The sequence below is a fragment of the Microcoleus sp. Z1_B2 genome, assembly GCF_036700325.1.
GTDB lineage: Bacteria > Cyanobacteriota > Cyanobacteriia > Cyanobacteriales > Microcoleaceae > Microcoleus.
The window spans coordinates 1-15,000 of record NZ_JAUBOQ010000083.1 but is presented as its reverse complement, the minus strand read 5'-3'; the positions used below and the strand labels follow the sequence as shown (position 1 = coordinate 15,000).

15 protein-coding genes are annotated in these 15,000 nt (G+C 45.8%); 10 read left to right on the top strand and 5 right to left on the bottom strand.

The genetic code is table 11. The annotated features are described in order from the left end of the window. Positions 1 to 92: 92 nt before the first annotated feature. On the bottom strand, positions 93 to 1,670 hold the full coding sequence (locus tag QT984_RS28750; protein WP_333058469.1) for an adenylate/guanylate cyclase domain-containing protein: 1,578 nt from the start codon (positions 1,668 to 1,670) through the stop codon (positions 93 to 95). Between the two features lie 88 nt (positions 1,671 to 1,758). Here QT984_RS28750 and QT984_RS28745 point away from each other — a divergent pair, with 88 nt between their 5' ends. The 9 genes from QT984_RS28745 (at position 1,759) to QT984_RS28705 (ending at position 8,400) form a co-directional block, all read left to right on the top strand. Next, entirely contained in the window at positions 1,759 to 2,019 is a 261-nt protein-coding gene (locus QT984_RS28745; protein ID WP_333058467.1) for a hypothetical protein, read from the top strand. Between the two features lie 286 nt (positions 2,020 to 2,305). Beyond that, positions 2,306 to 3,136, top strand: a complete 831-nt coding sequence (locus QT984_RS28740) for a prepilin peptidase (RefSeq protein WP_333058465.1) — start codon at positions 2,306 to 2,308, stop codon at positions 3,134 to 3,136. Positions 3,137 to 3,197: 61 nt separating this feature from the next. After that, positions 3,198 to 3,419 (top strand): hypothetical protein, encoded by a 222-nt coding sequence (locus tag QT984_RS28735; RefSeq protein ID WP_333058464.1) that lies wholly within the window; start codon positions 3,198 to 3,200, stop codon positions 3,417 to 3,419. Between the two features lie 129 nt (positions 3,420 to 3,548). Beyond that, complete coding sequence (accD, locus tag QT984_RS28730) at positions 3,549 to 4,499, top strand: acetyl-CoA carboxylase, carboxyltransferase subunit beta (protein WP_333058463.1); 951 nt, start codon at positions 3,549 to 3,551, stop codon at positions 4,497 to 4,499. A 384-nt stretch (positions 4,500 to 4,883) separates the two neighbouring features. Then, positions 4,884 to 5,075 (top strand): translation initiation factor IF-2, encoded by a 192-nt coding sequence (locus QT984_RS28725; RefSeq protein ID WP_333058460.1) that lies wholly within the window; start codon positions 4,884 to 4,886, stop codon positions 5,073 to 5,075. A gap of 145 nt (positions 5,076 to 5,220) precedes the next feature. Continuing rightward, positions 5,221 to 5,709 (top strand): photosystem II cytochrome c-550, encoded by a 489-nt coding sequence (gene psbV, locus QT984_RS28720; RefSeq protein WP_333058459.1) that lies wholly within the window; start codon positions 5,221 to 5,223, stop codon positions 5,707 to 5,709. 154 nt (positions 5,710 to 5,863) lie between these two features. Continuing rightward, a complete protein-coding gene (gene psbV2, locus QT984_RS28715) occupies positions 5,864 to 6,364 on the top strand; it encodes a photosystem II cytochrome PsbV2 (RefSeq protein WP_333058458.1) in 501 nt (166 codons plus the stop codon). A gap of 125 nt (positions 6,365 to 6,489) precedes the next feature. Continuing rightward, positions 6,490 to 6,828 (top strand): cytochrome c6 PetJ, encoded by a 339-nt coding sequence (petJ, locus tag QT984_RS28710; protein ID WP_333058457.1) that lies wholly within the window; start codon positions 6,490 to 6,492, stop codon positions 6,826 to 6,828. Positions 6,829 to 7,380: 552 nt separating this feature from the next. After that, the gene (locus tag QT984_RS28705; protein WP_333058456.1) at positions 7,381 to 8,400 is read left to right on the top strand and encodes a CHAD domain-containing protein; all 1,020 of its coding nucleotides are present in this window, start codon (positions 7,381 to 7,383) and stop codon (positions 8,398 to 8,400) included. Positions 8,401 to 8,636: 236 nt separating this feature from the next. Here QT984_RS28705 and QT984_RS28700 read toward each other — a convergent pair whose 3' ends face one another. The 3 genes from QT984_RS28700 to QT984_RS28690 form a co-directional block, all read right to left on the bottom strand. Continuing rightward, complete coding sequence (locus QT984_RS28700; RefSeq protein WP_333058454.1) at positions 8,637 to 9,134, bottom strand: 2TM domain-containing protein; 498 nt, start codon at positions 9,132 to 9,134, stop codon at positions 8,637 to 8,639. A gap of 169 nt (positions 9,135 to 9,303) precedes the next feature. Further along, a complete protein-coding gene (crtA, locus tag QT984_RS28695; protein ID WP_333058453.1) occupies positions 9,304 to 10,140 on the bottom strand; it encodes a cyanoexosortase A in 837 nt (278 codons plus the stop codon). Between the two features lie 803 nt (positions 10,141 to 10,943). Then, the gene (locus QT984_RS28690) at positions 10,944 to 11,618 is read right to left on the bottom strand and encodes a PEP-CTERM sorting domain-containing protein (RefSeq protein ID WP_333211846.1); all 675 of its coding nucleotides are present in this window, start codon (positions 11,616 to 11,618) and stop codon (positions 10,944 to 10,946) included. A gap of 1,091 nt (positions 11,619 to 12,709) precedes the next feature. Between QT984_RS28690 and QT984_RS28685 the strand changes: the two genes are divergently transcribed. Further along, entirely contained in the window at positions 12,710 to 12,973 is a 264-nt protein-coding gene (locus tag QT984_RS28685) for a DUF255 domain-containing protein (RefSeq protein WP_333058451.1), read from the top strand. A gap of 363 nt (positions 12,974 to 13,336) precedes the next feature. On the opposite strand, the gene QT984_RS28680 is transcribed toward QT984_RS28685, so the two are convergent. Further along, positions 13,337 to 14,911: an outer membrane protein assembly factor BamB family protein gene (locus tag QT984_RS28680; RefSeq protein WP_333058449.1), complete on the bottom strand. Its 1,575-nt coding sequence runs from the start codon at positions 14,909 to 14,911 to the stop codon at positions 13,337 to 13,339. Positions 14,912 to 15,000 lie beyond the last annotated feature (89 nt).

Sequence of the window (15,000 nt, the reverse complement as noted above, 5' to 3'; positions counted from 1 at the left end):
TGTTGATTTTGTAAATCAAATCTTGAGTGTTTACTTATCTTAACATGATTTGGTTTTTTTACGCCTACCTACTTATTGCCCAGCAAAGTTATTTAAACGCCCCCTTTCCCCTTCTCCCCTTTTGCACCTTGCAAAGCAAAAATCGGAGTTTGAGCAGATTTCCCCTTCAGAGCAACAGATCCCAAAGCCTCGCAAATAAAGTTTAGCTCGATCGACTCACACACCCTTTCACCAATCAAAATTTGGTTTTCCCCCGCCTTGCTCATCAACCGAGCCGCCGTATTCACCGTATCGCCGAGAATATTAAACTCCCTGCGCCCTCGCGGTTCCCCAACCTCAGCAGCAAACACCGGCCCCAGGGATAGCCCAATTTGACAGCTTACTTTTACTTCTTCACCCGCGATAATTACCAGAGGCAAACCTGCAATCATATCTCGGATCGCAATCGCCGCACTAGCCGCGCGGCTGGCGTCATCCCTGTTAGCGTCGGGCACGCCAAAATAAATCAGCATATCCGAACCGTCTAAGTGCGCCGTTACTTTTTGCAACACGCCCCCTTTAGCTGAGACTACAGCATCGATCGACGCAAACACCCTAGAAAAAGCAACTATCAGATTGACTTCTTCCTCCAGCGAAGCTTTGTCTACAGACTCTGGTAAACCTATCAAGTTGACAAACATCACCGTCGGTTCAGGAAAATCCGGCGGAATTTTCCGCCTGTCTGCATTTTCCACCAGCAGTCTCAGGATAGTTTTGGGAATATAACTAGCAAGGGGTTCAAGCCGATTCACAGCTTCCCCGATTTCTTTTACCAAGCCCCCGACGCTGCGATCGAGCAATACCGAACTCGGCATCCGCCGCCCAGTCAAAGTGATATCATACTCTCCGAGTCTATCGTCCGTGAAATCGTCCGCCACCAAAAAATAACCCTGCTTCCCAGGTTCAAAACGAAATTGCTCTCCCAAAGACTCTCTAGCAGTTTCAGTCACACACACCCGCCCCACAGTCCCAGAACCCTCAGCTTGCTTAGCTTGCTGGACTGAATGCCCCAGCAGTACGTGAGCCATCCGCAGCGGCGTACCGATGTCAGCACTAATATAGCGCCCGCAGTGGATGCCCACCCGCATCCTCAAAGACAAAACACCCCGCGCCGTTTCAATATTGGCAAATTCAGCCATCGCCCGCTGCATCCGCAAACCCGCCCGCACCGCCCTCGCTGTATCCTCTTGGTAAACCCCTGACGGAAACTGCACCAGCATCGCATCTCCGGTAAACTCCAGCAAATCCCCGCCCGATTTGCTGACAATTTCAATCATTGAGGCAAAATAGTCGTTAATCACGCCCAGCAGGGTTTCAGCTCCCTTGCGCCCCTGGGTAGCGTTCGCTTCCAACAGCGAGGTAAACCCTGCCAAATCGGTAAACAGCAAGGTGCCTGTTTGCCACTGGTAGCGCACCTCCCCTGGGTTGGGCGGAGATTCGGACACGGGCCGGGGCACGTAGTCATGGAGGATGTAGCGCAGAGTTCGCAGGTGATCGAAAACCCCCATTAGCGTTGCGGGGGACGGATCTACCCACGCAGCAGCGTACAGTTGAGCGGAAAGGAGCGATCGCAGCCGCAGTTCGATCGCAGCCAAGGGAGGATTGTAGGTTAATCTATTAATAATTTCCACCTAAGTTTATTCTTAAAAAATAGGGTAAGTTCTATTGATCGAGATGCTACACCAGTAACTCGACCTATACCATTATGATAAGTTTCCAGTGACTCCATACCAGCCAAACCCACAACCCACTAGAGAAACTTCCGAACGTCACAGCTTGCTAGCTCCCGATTTGATCCGAGCTGCTCGATCGGCCTATGGTATGTATCTGAAAGTGCATTCCGAGCAGATGCAGCGTCCGGCGGGTGTAGTTGTCAGTCAAGGAAGCGATCGAGGTCAGGTAATTTTTGCTTCGCAGCCGATTTTATTGCCCGGTGAACGTTTTGTTACTTTTGAGGAAATTGAATCTCAAATGTATTAATTGCTAATTGGTCATTGGTGGTAATTGGTAATTGATAATTAAGCATAGGGCATGGGGAATTGGTAATTAGTCACTAATATTATGTCCCCTCGAACGCTCGCACTAAAATAGGTTTCTAGTGAAGAGCCATGTTTTCAGGATTTTATGAAAACTTGCATTCTTGACTATTAATACCTTTTATGATGGGTAATTGACCGTACAAGCTCTAACAACTGAGAACTAACTATTGAGAAGTAACAAGTGATACATAACCCCAGTCAACAGTGAACAGTCAACAGTCAACTTAATGGAAATAATCTTTAATTGCCTTGTCATGGCGATCGTCTTTATTGTCGGATCGGCTATTGGCAGCTTTCTAAATGTGGTAGTCTATCGGTTGCCTGCGGGTTTGTCGGTGATCAACCCTCCTTCTCGCTGTCCCAAATGTTTAAATCAACTCAGAACTTACGAAAATATACCCGTTTTCGGTTGGCTGTGGCTCCGAGGCCGCTGCAATCACTGCCGCAGTCGGATTTCTGTCCGCTATCCACTGGTGGAAGCAGCTACGGGTTTGCTGTTTTTGCTAATCTTTTGGCGGTTTGGCGTAACAGTGCAAACTCTTGGTTTTTGGGCTTTGTTTAGCTGGCTGTTGGCTTTGTCTTTGATTGATTGCGATACAATGACTTTGCCTAATTCATTAACTCGATCGGGTTTGGTGCTCGGATTGGTTTTCCAGGTGGCGAAAGGTTGGTGGCCGACATTTAGTTCGATCGACTCGGTAAACTATCTGGTACTCGATGGGATCGCGGGAGCAGTTGTCGGGTTGTGGCTGTTTGACGCGATCGGACTCGCCGGGACGATCGGGCTGGGGCAGAATGCTATGGGCGCCGGAGATACCAAATTGGCAGCCTTGATGGGAGCTTGGCTGGGGTGGAAATACTTGCTGCTAGCGGGATTTATTGCCTGTGTCGCCGGGGCTTTTGTCGGTGGCGGGGCGATCGCCCTCGGCTGGCTCGATCGGCGTCAACCCATGCCTTTCGGCCCGTTTCTGGCTCTCGGTGCAGCAATTACTGCTCTGTGGGGCGAAGCGATCTTATCTACTTACTTGCAGTTGTTTTTTCCGAATTTTAGTTTCTGATCGGCAGGCAGTCAGGCGCGATCGAACATAACATTGTCTCAAAAATTGGTAAAATTGTTCCGTGTCTTGGATTACACTTACAACAACTAGCTTTCGTTGGGAAGCGGAATTAATGCAGCAGCTCCTAGCTGCCCATGAAATCCCGGCCCGGATTGTAGACTTGGGCATAGCATCTTATTTGGGGGCTGGAAGTGCTACAGCCCTGCAAGTTCTTCCAGAACACCAGCGAACAGCATCGCTCCTCATCAGTCCCGTTGAAGATGAGCCAGAAGCGGGTGATTAGTCATTAGTCATTAGTCATTAGTCACTGAACAACTAGCAATTGACAACTAGCAACTAACAACTAACAATTACTAATTACCAATTACCAATTCCCAATTACCAATTACCAATTACCAATTACCAAGTTTTAATGTCTCTATTTGATTGGTTTGCAAATCGACGAAAATCAGTACCGAACTCCCAAGAACGGCCGGAACGAGAAATTGCGGACGGACTTTGGAATAAATGCGAAGCTTGCGGTGCCCTCAGTTATACCAAAGACCTGCGAGCAAATCAAATGGTTTGCTTGGAATGCGGGCATCATATCAGAGTTTACAGTGACGATCGCATCGAGCAGTTGATCGATCCCAACACCTGGGTGCCCCTTAACGAAGGACTGCACGCCACAGATCCTCTGAAATTTCGCGATCGCAAAAAATATAGCGATCGACTCCGAGAATTTCAAGAAAAAACAGGCCACCTAGACGCCGTAGAAACAGGCATCGGCAAACTGGAAAATTTGCCAGTCGCCCTCGGAGTCATGGAATTTCAGTTCATCGGCGGCAGCATGGGCTCAGTAGTCGGAGAAAAGCTGACTCGCCTCATCGAACACGCCACGCGGGAACGCTTGTCCGTAATCATTGTCTGCGCTTCCGGTGGTGCAAGAATGCAAGAAGGAATGCTCAGCTTGATGCAAATGGCTAAAATCTCCGGGGCTCTGGAACGCCACCGGGAAGCGAGACTGCTTTACATCCCGATTTTGACCCACCCGACCACCGGCGGCGTCACCGCCAGTTTTGCCATGCTGGGAGACATTATAATTGCAGAGCCAAAAGCTACTGTGGCCTTTACGGGCGGCAGGGTAATCGAACAAACTCTGCGGGAAAAGCTACCGGAAAATTATCAAACTTCCGAATACTCCTTCGCCCACGGTTTTGTAGACTTGATTGTACCCCGGACTCAATTAAAGAAAACTCTTGCTCAGCTCATCAGCCTCCACCAGCCCCAGCCTTTCTTGGCAGACTCGGAATTTCCCGCCCTCAATGGCAGCGATAGCCACGCTTTGCCCCCGCAGACTCACGCTTTCAAACTTTCTCCCTAAGCTGTCGCGCCGGAGGATTGTCTGTTGGTGAGTCCGGGGCACCGAGGGAAATTTCTGAGGAATTCCTCAAAACCGGGCTTCTACCAAAAATATTGAGTTTGTTAACGAGACGTTCACGCAGACACCGGGTTTTGATCCCCGCCCGCCCAACTCCTATTGGTAATAACGACCCAGCAGTGGGATGATATTGATCGGAAGTTGATTGGCCCTGAAGTTAGGCTGGGCAAAAATGCCTAGTCGCAGTTAGCGGTGAGTTAGCTTGCGATAGATCGAACAAAATCTCAGAACAAACTAACAGAACAAGCTCACAGCGCTTTCTAAAATTGTCCGGCTTTCAGTTAATAGCCGTCAACTCAATTTTTACCTGTCAGCGACCTAAAAATTATGGGTTTTGCAGACCTGTCCATCGCAGAAATAGCAGAGGACTTCAACGTCCCTGTTGAAGAGGTGATCCGCTTGTGCGATGAGTTGGAAATTGCCTACAAGCACCCTCAAACCCGTTTGGCTTTGGAGGATGTTAAGGCAATTATGTCCACTCTCGAAAAAAGGCGCGACTCAAAACTTCTTGCAGATTAGAGCGCAAAATTCCTCTACCTTTAAAGGTATAGCTGCACAAACTTTCGCCAGTTGTTGCAGAAAGAGGGAATTTTGAACACAAATCTGTTTGCCAGCTATACTCTCTTAGCGTTCAATAATTTGCCGGATTTTTTTAAGGAGAACCATGCTTAAAAGATATTTCATTGCTCTGACCGCTGTATTCTTGAGCTTTCAGTTATTTGTCAGCAGTGCGATGGCTATCGAACTGAGTCCTGAACTTCGCACTCTGCCTTTGAATGACAAGGGTACTCCAGTGGTGCTGAGCCTCAAACAAGTTGAGCAAGGCAAACGCCTGTTCAATTCGGCTTGCGCTCAATGTCACGCTGCGGGCATGACAAAAACTGACCCGAACGTGAATTTGAGCCCGGAAACTCTGGCTTTGGCCAACCCGCCCCGGAATAATATTGAGTCGCTGGTGGACTTTATGAAAAATCCCACCACTTACGACGGGTTTGAGGAAATTTCGGAACTGCATCCGAGTATGAAGAGTGCGGATATTTTCGCTGAGATGAGAAATCTCTCGGATGACGATTTGTACGCGATTGCCGGTCACATTCTGTTGCAGCCGAAAATTGTCTCCAAGCAGTGGGCTGGTGGCAAAGGCGCTCGCTAATCGATTTTAGATTTTAGATTTTGGATTTTGGATTTTGGATTGGGAGATGGCTGAAGTTCGGCAAGGATTGCTGGCTGGTCGTTTTTCGCTCTAAAATCTGAAATCTAAAATTTACCTCCTGCTCATTGATTATCGCAAAAGGTTGTAGTCCCTCATGCTGCGTCGTGGTGCTTTTGTCTGCTTTCTGTTGGGGATGTTAATTATTTTGCCACTCGTGCTGTTGGCTCCTCAACCTGTTTTGGCTGCTGCCGATTCTTACGTGAATAGGTATTTACAAGCCAGCGAACCTGTGGCTCTGGAGTTGGACTCTGAGGGACATACTCGCTTGTTTTCGGCGTTTGATTTGTCTGCGGGCAAGGTATTGTTCGAGCAAAATTGCCTGAATTGTCACGTCGGAGGAGCTAATTTGCCCGATCCGACGATATCTCTGTCTTTGGCTGACCTCAAGGGGGCAACGCCTCCCCGCAACAACATCAATAGTCTGGTGGCGTATCTGAGAGAACCGATGACTTATGACGGTACTGAGGAGACTTTTTGGTGCCGCCAAGTGCCGGAAAGCTGGATGCCACAGGCTGAGATTGAAAATTTAGCGGCTTTTGTGATCCGGGCGGCTCAGAAAGCTCCGGGCTGGGGCGTGGAGAATTTTGAGAGTTGAATTGCTACTGCCAAAAAGTGGTAAATTACTCGGAAGAAGGCGATACGACTGCGCGATCGCGCCTGTTAAAACAGGTAAAATATCTAAAGAATCACCCTTTGCGTGTCCATTAGAGGAGAACTGCGTTGAAAAGACTCTTATCGATCGCCCTATTAGCGTTCGCAATTTTTACCGTCGGCTTTGGTCGCCCTGCTTTGGCAGGTGATGCTGTTAAAGGAGCTAAAATCTTTAGCTCCAACTGTGCTGCTTGTCACATCGGTGGCGGCAACGTGGTTATGGCCCAGAAAACCTTGAAAAAGGAAGCTCTTGAGAAGTACGGCATGAATTCTCTGGAAGCTATTACCACTCAGGTAACTAAGGGCAAAAATGCTATGCCTGCTTTCGCCGGCCGCTTGAAGCCAGAACAAATCGACGATGTAGCAACCTACGTGCTCGAGCAATCTGAGAAAGACTGGAAAGGCTAAACTGCCTCTTGGAAGTCGGGCAACCTGGGCGGGTTTGATTTAATTTAAAACTTGTCCTCCCGATCGCACCCTCTCTCACCCTTTGGCGAATAAACATCGGTTTGCAGCGATCTTAACCTATTTGGGAAAGCGCGCCAGAAATCCAATTTTTATTAGCTCAATGGCGAGGGAGGGACATTTTATTTTAGATTTTAGATTTTAGATTTTGGATTGAAGAATTGAAGAATTGAAGATTTGAAGATTTGAAGATTTAAAGATTTGAGATTGCTAAATGCTGACTTTGTATAAACTGTCAAGCACCTTATACAGCACTTTCCAGGTAAGTGAAGTACAGAGAAACCGGGTTTCTTGAATAAAACCGGTTTCTGGCGAGAAATCCAGAAGAAACCCGGTTTCTGGGGTGTACTTTATAAACCTGGAATCCGCTGTATTAAGATTCATGTATTGAAGCCCGTCATAAATTGGGGTGGTGTGCTAGGATGTAAACCCTTTACTAGCAAAGCCTTGAAATCCAAATTAAAGTCGATCGGGGATCTGGAATCTACACCTGCCATGAACGTAAAAACATCAGCAAAAGTTAAAACTCCAGTTAAAACTCTCGGAGACGCTGCATCTGGGGCGATTGAGAAATATTTCCGCAAAAGTGTAGCGCACGAGGCTGAAGTTATCAAAGACAAAGACGCGGAAGAACTTCATCAAATGCGCGTGGGATTGAGACGTTTGCGATCGGCTGTGACTGGTTTTGCTCCGGTTTTAGATTGGCCAAAAGAGGCTTCTGAACGTAAAATTGGTAAGGTGGGGCGGATTCTGGGAACTCTCAGGGATTTGGATGTGATGCTCGAAAGTCTCCAAAATCGCTATTACCCGAATTTGCCGACTGAGGAACAGGAAGTTTTGGATAAGGCTTTGTCGAATTTGCTCAAACAGCGCCACCGGGCTTTGAAAGGGGTGAGGGCGATTTTAGAGCACAAAACCTACGAATCGCTGAAGCAGTCGATCGAGGATTGGCTGGAAAAACCGAAGTTTCAGGCGATCGAACATTTGCCAATTGCTGAGGTTTTGCCAGATTTACTGTTACCTCAAGTCAGCGAGTTTTTTCTCCATCCGGCTTGGCTGTTGGGTACAGAATATGAAGATGGCAAAGTTAAAGTTGCTAAGGATTTGAATGCTGAGGCTGTCGAACAGAAGTTAGCAGCCGAGGGAACTATTCTGCACGATTTGCGGAAGCAAGCTAAGCGGGTTCGCTATTTGATGAATCTGTTTGGCGATTTTTACAGCGAGACTTACGAAGTTTATGTCGAAGATGTGAAAGCTATTCAGGAATGTTTGGGCGATATTCAAGACAGTGAAGTTTTAGGCGAGTTTCTGACAGATTTTGTCGATCGCGATCTGGAAAAAGAGTTGCCGAAATTGGCTGGTTTGTTGGTCGAAAATCGCTATGCAGCTTGGCAAAAATGGCAGGTTTTGCAACGCAGGTATTTGAGTTCGGAAATGCGGCAAGGTTTTCGATCTGCTTTAATTCATCCTGTGGTTAAAGATGCTGCTAATGGAAAGTTGCCCCAGGAAAGTTAGGGTTTTTGGGCCCTGAGAATGCGATCGACTGCCGGGAGGGACTAAAAGAAGGATATTTGTAGGGACACGGCATTGCAGAGTCCTTCATTGTATAACTCAATCAAGGGCGATCGCTCTTGGGGAGAGGTTCAAGAAAAAACCTTAACAATTATTCTTTCCAGTAACGAGTTAAAACCCGAATTACTTCACGAGTGTGAAGTAAAAGAAAGGGCGATCGCGTTTTTTACCATAGAAAATCAGGACTGCAACCACTTCATAAACTTATTCGTCGCAGTACCAATCGACTCTCCCACCTGTTTCTTCAACCGCCACCGCTGAAATGCTTGTTCGTAATCTTCGCCTTCAGTTTGATAAACATTCCAAGCATTCAGCGACAATCCCAATCCCCACGTTAGTAAAATGAAAAGTGACCAAGAAAGCTCGTGCGAACCTGCTAGATTAAACAAAACTAAAAAAGTATTGATAATGCCGTACTTGGTCACATTTTTCTGCAATTTGCGACGACGGTAAGAGTTAAAAACCAGCTTTTCTTGAACTTCTCCTCTAGTTGCTAACCATTGCTGTTCCGCCGCTACAATATCCTGTTCGGAAATGCCCAATTCCGCTGCAATCTCGAAAAGCTGCACTCTGGATAATTCCCCTTCATCCTGTCGCCGCGCGATCGCAAGCTGTAAAATACCCTGAGCATCCTCTGAACCGTAAACTTGACTTATTTGACTTTCATTGGTTGCCATAACAGGTTTCCGATAATTCCTGACATCATTTCTATCATAGATATAGACGCAGTTAAACGATAGGTAGTGACATTGGCGGATTTCAACACCCGGACATTTGAGTGAGCAAGACTCCTGACTATGGGAGGGGAAATCGAAGAACCGATATATTTCCCCAAATGGCAACTAATTAATTTCCCGAACTGTGACTAAGTTGGCTATCTCGTTTCAACATAAATTGATAAAATATCCCAAACAAAATCACCGCAATCATTCCCACCACTAAAGAACCTTCACCCTCATGCCAATATTTAAACAAATCTAGGCGATAAGATGCAACTAACAATGCCATTCCCGCCACTCGCAAAACATTAATAATAAAACCCAAAATGACAGCGACACATATTACCAAAGCCTTATTTTGTTTAGTAGGAAACATCACCAAACAAATTACAGCTAAACCTAATAAGTAATTCATTGCCTCTATACCCGAACAACCCCCATTTACCAACACCCTTCCTGTCGGCAAAGCAACATAATTACCATCGCGTGTTACATCAAAACCGACATACCACAAAGAATAATAAGCAAATTTAGCAGTAAGCGAGGTAACAAAATCCACTAAAGGTAACGTAATGACACTGGGGGTGCCATGAAAAAATAGTATTACCAATTCACGCCAATATAGTTTTAAGTTCTGAAAACCTACCGCAAGTAGGCTCACACCTAAACCAGACAAAAAAGGTGCCAGTCTTAAAAAAGGCTCGGATTTACTGGAAACCACAGCACTTTGAAATAAAATAAAAGCTATTAATAGCGTCCCTGCTATTGTCGATAATAGGTCACTTTTTATCTCACGCTGTTTGAGAATATCCTGGTTGTCCCAAAGCAGGGAACCCACAGCGAACCAAAAAACTATACTCATCCAAAAATGAGCAACATCGTCCAGCTTCCACAGGAGTGTCATATTCAGAGTTACTAAGGCTGTGGCGATAATGATGAGCCAAAAAATTTTTCTCTTGAACATTTTAGATATTAGTTATTAGTTGATCGATGAGAGCCATACTGCGGACTGTTTTTGATTGCCAACCCTAGAATAAGGGTTTCCAGCCGATTCGGCAATCGAAGTACCAACGGAAAATCGATGGTTTTAGACTCCGAACTAAAAAACAGTCCAGACTATTCTTAGATGATATCATAAAAATAGTAGGGGATGTGGACAACTCAGTAGCTTGAACCCCTTCTACGGAAAGGACGTGGAGGATTTTAATCGCCGTTAATCTTTGAGATGAGGTTAGTAGACACTCTGGAATTTGATGAATGGTGAAACTCAGATGCAACGCATAGCTCAGCATTAGGACACCTAGTGAAAAGACTGTTACTCGAAATGATTGCTTGGATGCCTAGCACTTGTTTACTGGGCCCCTGTAAGCAAAGACTAAAAAGCGAGTAAATCAATCAAAATTAAAAATACAGCCTCTTCCATGTTCATGAAGTACACTATAAAGCTATATTGTTTGGTGTTAATCCTCCGGGTGCGGATCTGCGAAATATTGGTCGATAAAACTTACAGATTGACGGGTGTATCCGCACCTTACACGGGCTAGAAGATTGTGTGTACCACATCTACATGGAATATGCTGTAACTCTTAATAACAGCGGTAACGCTACAACTGCGTTTCATATCGCCTTAAAAGTCCGGGGTTTTCAGAGTGCCGCGCTATCAGATACTAAGAAACCTGGTTTCACCAAGAAACCAGGTTTTTAGCTCGAACATAAAGTAATCAGTTTGGCATCAAGCCAGAATCGAAAACGAGTTCAAACGATCGCCTATTCAGCTTTTTGAGCCTGAGCACGTTGCTTTTTGAACATAGCACCAAACCCAACAGCGGCTCCAGCAGCAAGCATTGTTAAAGGTTCAGGAGTAGCTTCAGTGTTGCTAGTGCCGGTGCTGACAAAAACATCGCTATCGCCCTTGCTACCAATACCCCGGACGTGCATCCCTAGTCTCAAAGTACCATTATTCAACGCGGAAACTACGTTATTATAATTTCCAGTAAAGCTCAATCCCAAAACCTCACCAGTTTGGACACCGTTCCGCGTACCAGTTATCCCAGCTGCAAAATCCGTAGACCAAGGAGTAGCAAGGTTATTAGTTTGTGGCAGAGGAGTAGCTCCCTCTGTAAAGTTAACACCACGACCATTTATAATGCCAAAGTTGCTCAATAAATTGGTATTAGAACCTGTGTCCAAGTGAACAGCAGCAATAAAGATATCGGCGGCGGATTCGTCTTTATTGTCATTGAAAATGTTGAATAAAACGTTATTGGAGCCATTATCTAGGACATCAAACCTAAAGCTATTTACATAGGCATCTCCCGATGTATTATCGCTAGCAATATTACTAAAGCTGAAGGCAGAGGCAGGTGCTGCGGATACTGCACTAAGAGTAGCGACACCGGCAACAGCTAAAATAGATTTGACTAAGTTTAATTGGATTTTCATGGCTGACACCTTTATTTTTATGTTGACTGGAAGCAGGTTTTTTTCCTTCACATATTCAATCTAAAGCAAAGCACAAGTTAATGCAAGTAGGTTTGATAAAGATTCGATGAAGATTGGGAATAAGCTGATTGGATTTAGGCAAAATGCCTAAATTGATGGCTTCTAGCTAGCTATTTCCTATGGCGTGCCTCAAAAAATAGGGGTGCTGCCATCCGGATTTTAGTCCTGACTTCTCTCTCTTTTAAAAAGCTATAACTCACCTTCCTAAACAGCGGTGTTACACAGCATAATTACTGATAAAAAAGTTTTTAATCTCTAAAGTATGCCCTTAAAAAGTTTTTTATCCGTGAATGTACGGTAGAAAAGTTTAAGTGATAGGTTGATTGGTGGGTAAAAACAGGTAAAAACCGATGATGACAGTGGAATCTGCGGAATGTGGGCTATAACTCAGGACAAAATCTTGGATCGTATTCGGTGCGTGGATTCTCGCTTTCGGATTCAGCAACCAGCGCCATTTAGACTTAGATATTGCACCATTACCAAGAACCGGCTTTGGGGCCCGTTCCACAAAGAATGAGTTTTCTTGTGGGGAGTAGGGGGTGGGCAGGAGAGGCCGCCCAAAACAGGCTTATCGATCATCGTGCAACATCTCAATTTAGAGACCAATGGTTTCGGTGCTCGTTATTATCTGTGAGGCTGGAACTTTGGCCGACTAAAGGGACGACTGGACTTTCTGGGACATAGTTTTGGGAACACCTTTACCGTCGGGGCTGTTTCGGGGCAACCACGGGGAGTAGGGGTCGGATTGCCCCTAGGGAAAACCAGCTTTTTGTAGGGTTCGTGCCAAGAATGCCTACCCATCCAGGATTTGTTAGGCCTTTGGTGGGATTGGGGCAACCACGGGATTGGGGCAACCACGGGATTGGGGCAACCACGGGGGGATTGCCCCTACAAGAGAATGAAACTGCCCTGCGTCTACCGTCTGACTCTTTTAAGATACAAGGGGCGGGTTTTTGGGATTGTCAATTATTGGCCGGTATTGTTGGTGAGGGGATCCCCTACCATATTAGGGGTTATCGATCGGACATAATATGACAAGCTTAGCCAGCAAAAGCGAAAACACGCCGAAAATTCGATCGACTTTTCGGCCTGGTGCGACGAAGCCTGAGAAAGGGCCCGGAGGGAAAATCAACCGATTTCTTCTGTCAATTCGCTACTCTAGCTGCCACTGGTTTAGGGTGATGGAATGTGAAGGATTTTGCGATCGGGCGATCGTCCAATACCTGAATTCGCACTTGATACCGATAAAAAGCGCTTTTCACTGTCCCGCCTGTTTCTTCTACCGCCACAGTTGAAACGTTTTTTCGTACTCTTTCCCTTCAGTTCGATCGACATTCCCAGCATTCAGCGACAATCCCAAGCCCCACCTTAGTAAAATCAACAGCGACCAATCAAGCCCGTGTACTGCTGCTAGATTAATCCTAAATAAGTCGTAAATTTTTTACCCCACCCCAACCCTCCCCTTAGTAAGGGGAGGGAGTAAGAAATTCACAAATGATGCGAGGATTGCTATAACAGGTTTCGGATAATTCCTGACATCCTTTATATGAAAGATATAAGCGAAGTTAAACGGCAGGTAGTGGCATTGGCGGATTTCAACACCCTTTTAAGAACAGGCCAGAAAGCCTGTTCCCGATAGAGGTACAAAACACCCATAACTAACCCAAAGTATACATCCAGCCATCCCTCGCGCAAATCCTCACAATTCCGTCCCAAACTACAGGCGTCGCCTCAAAAGACAAACCCGGCTTAAATCTCCCCGATTCTATTACTTTCAAACGGTAAAACTCCCCTTTAGCATTTCTCAAAGCATTCTGATCCCCCGACTTCGCTCGTTCCCAATTCAAATTGAACAAATAAACACCGTTGTATCCCGCACTGATCAGTTTATTGCCATCGGTAAAAATCGGAGTTGAAATTGAAGAACCAATCGCTTTTTTAAATACTATTACCGGAGTATCGTAAGACTGGTTTCGCCAAGGCACAAAAGTTTTTTTACCTGTAATCATATCTTGGGAACCGATGTACAAATTGCCGTCGAGCGCATTTGTGGCAAACAGCGCCGGAAACTCCCCTGGATTGTACTCATCATTCAAAGCCACCGAGCCAATTATCCCGCCTTCCCAGCTAGAAACTCGGCGATTCCCCGTCGGCAAAAACCATTCGACGCTGGCATTCGGTTCTTTATTTGGATTCAGCTTCAGCACTCCGCCGTTGCCCTGAATGTATTGTTTTTCAATGGCACAAAATAGTTTCCCTGATTTAGAAATTACAGCACTTCCATCCAAATCTGAACCAGTATAAAAATCCCAAACAATCTTTTTAGTTGCAATGCTAATACCGTAAATGTGACCGGAACCAGCAGCTATAAATATTCTATCTTTGAGCCTTGATGGCGATGATTCCGCTACCAAGTTGCCGCCGTGCTTTCTGATATCTCCTGCTGCATAAAGCTGTACCTCCGACAAGATATTTGGCTGCTTGATGCCTTCTTTGATTTTTGCACTGCTTGTGGAACTATCGAGAAAATAGCCGATCGCATTTTCCCCCGCATTGAACAAAACGCCACCGCCGATGTACAAAGCGCTGCTGTCATTATCCCGGCTGTAGCTGGGCGTTTTCCTGATGTCTAATTTCCAAAGTTCCTTGCCAGTTCTAAAAGATATTGCCCTAAAACTCGGCACTACTTTTTTGCCACCACCGCCACTGCGGCTTCCCTGCAAAATTACAATTCTGTTTTCGGCGCTAGCTTTTTGATCGATATAAATCGTTGATGAACCTTTGATTACATCATCAAATTTATAGCGCCAAACTTCTTTATTGGTAGCAATATCTATTTTTCGCAAATTGTGGTCATAAGCACCTATAATTAAATAAGTTTTTCCCCCGTCTCTGGTAATTGTCGGCTGTCCTGTCCAACCGGCACCGCTCCAAACTACAGACCGCCTTCCCAGAAAAGTCCGGCCGCCGCCTAGTTGGAATTTGTCGATTAACTTCAAACTTTTCGGAACACCTCTGCCGTAGAACCGACGCTTGTCGTTACCTAAAAAGGTCGGGACTAATAATTCTATTTCTGGGTCTGCTTTCGCCAGGAAATTGTTAAGATTAGTTTCTAATAAAGCTGGCTCCGAATCTTCAGTTTGGTACAGTTTGATAACAGCAGGAGGAACAGCAGCACTCAGCAAAAATTGTCCTAGCTGTTGATTGAATGTTCTCCGAGATGATAAGCTCATATTATATCGAGATAGTTAGAGAGTCGATGGCAGAGTGTCCCCTACCATCTCTCCTACAAAACCGTGCTTGCGACTTTCACCGCACACGG

Excerpts from the sequence above, each read along its gene's own strand:
- QT984_RS28740 (WP_333058465.1), top strand. The coding sequence starts at position 2,306 with ATGGAAATAATCTTTAATTGCCTTGTCATGGCGATCGTCTTTATTGTC.
- accD (WP_333058463.1), top strand. The coding sequence starts at position 3,549 with ATGTCTCTATTTGATTGGTTTGCAAATCGACGAAAATCAGTACCGAAC.
- QT984_RS28725 (WP_333058460.1), top strand. The coding sequence starts at position 4,884 with ATGGGTTTTGCAGACCTGTCCATCGCAGAAATAGCAGAGGACTTCAAC.
- psbV (WP_333058459.1), top strand. The coding sequence starts at position 5,221 with ATGCTTAAAAGATATTTCATTGCTCTGACCGCTGTATTCTTGAGCTTT.
- psbV2 (WP_333058458.1), top strand. The coding sequence starts at position 5,864 with ATGCTGCGTCGTGGTGCTTTTGTCTGCTTTCTGTTGGGGATGTTAATT.
- QT984_RS28705 (WP_333058456.1), top strand. The coding sequence starts at position 7,381 with ATGAACGTAAAAACATCAGCAAAAGTTAAAACTCCAGTTAAAACTCTC.
- QT984_RS28700 (WP_333058454.1), bottom strand. The coding sequence starts at position 9,134 with ATGGCAACCAATGAAAGTCAAATAAGTCAAGTTTACGGTTCAGAGGAT.
- crtA (WP_333058453.1), bottom strand. The coding sequence starts at position 10,140 with ATGTTCAAGAGAAAAATTTTTTGGCTCATCATTATCGCCACAGCCTTA.
- QT984_RS28690 (WP_333211846.1), bottom strand. The coding sequence starts at position 11,618 with ATGAAAATCCAATTAAACTTAGTCAAATCTATTTTAGCTGTTGCCGGT.
- QT984_RS28685 (WP_333058451.1), top strand. The coding sequence starts at position 12,710 with ATGACAAGCTTAGCCAGCAAAAGCGAAAACACGCCGAAAATTCGATCG.
- QT984_RS28680 (WP_333058449.1), bottom strand. The coding sequence starts at position 14,911 with ATGAGCTTATCATCTCGGAGAACATTCAATCAACAGCTAGGACAATTT.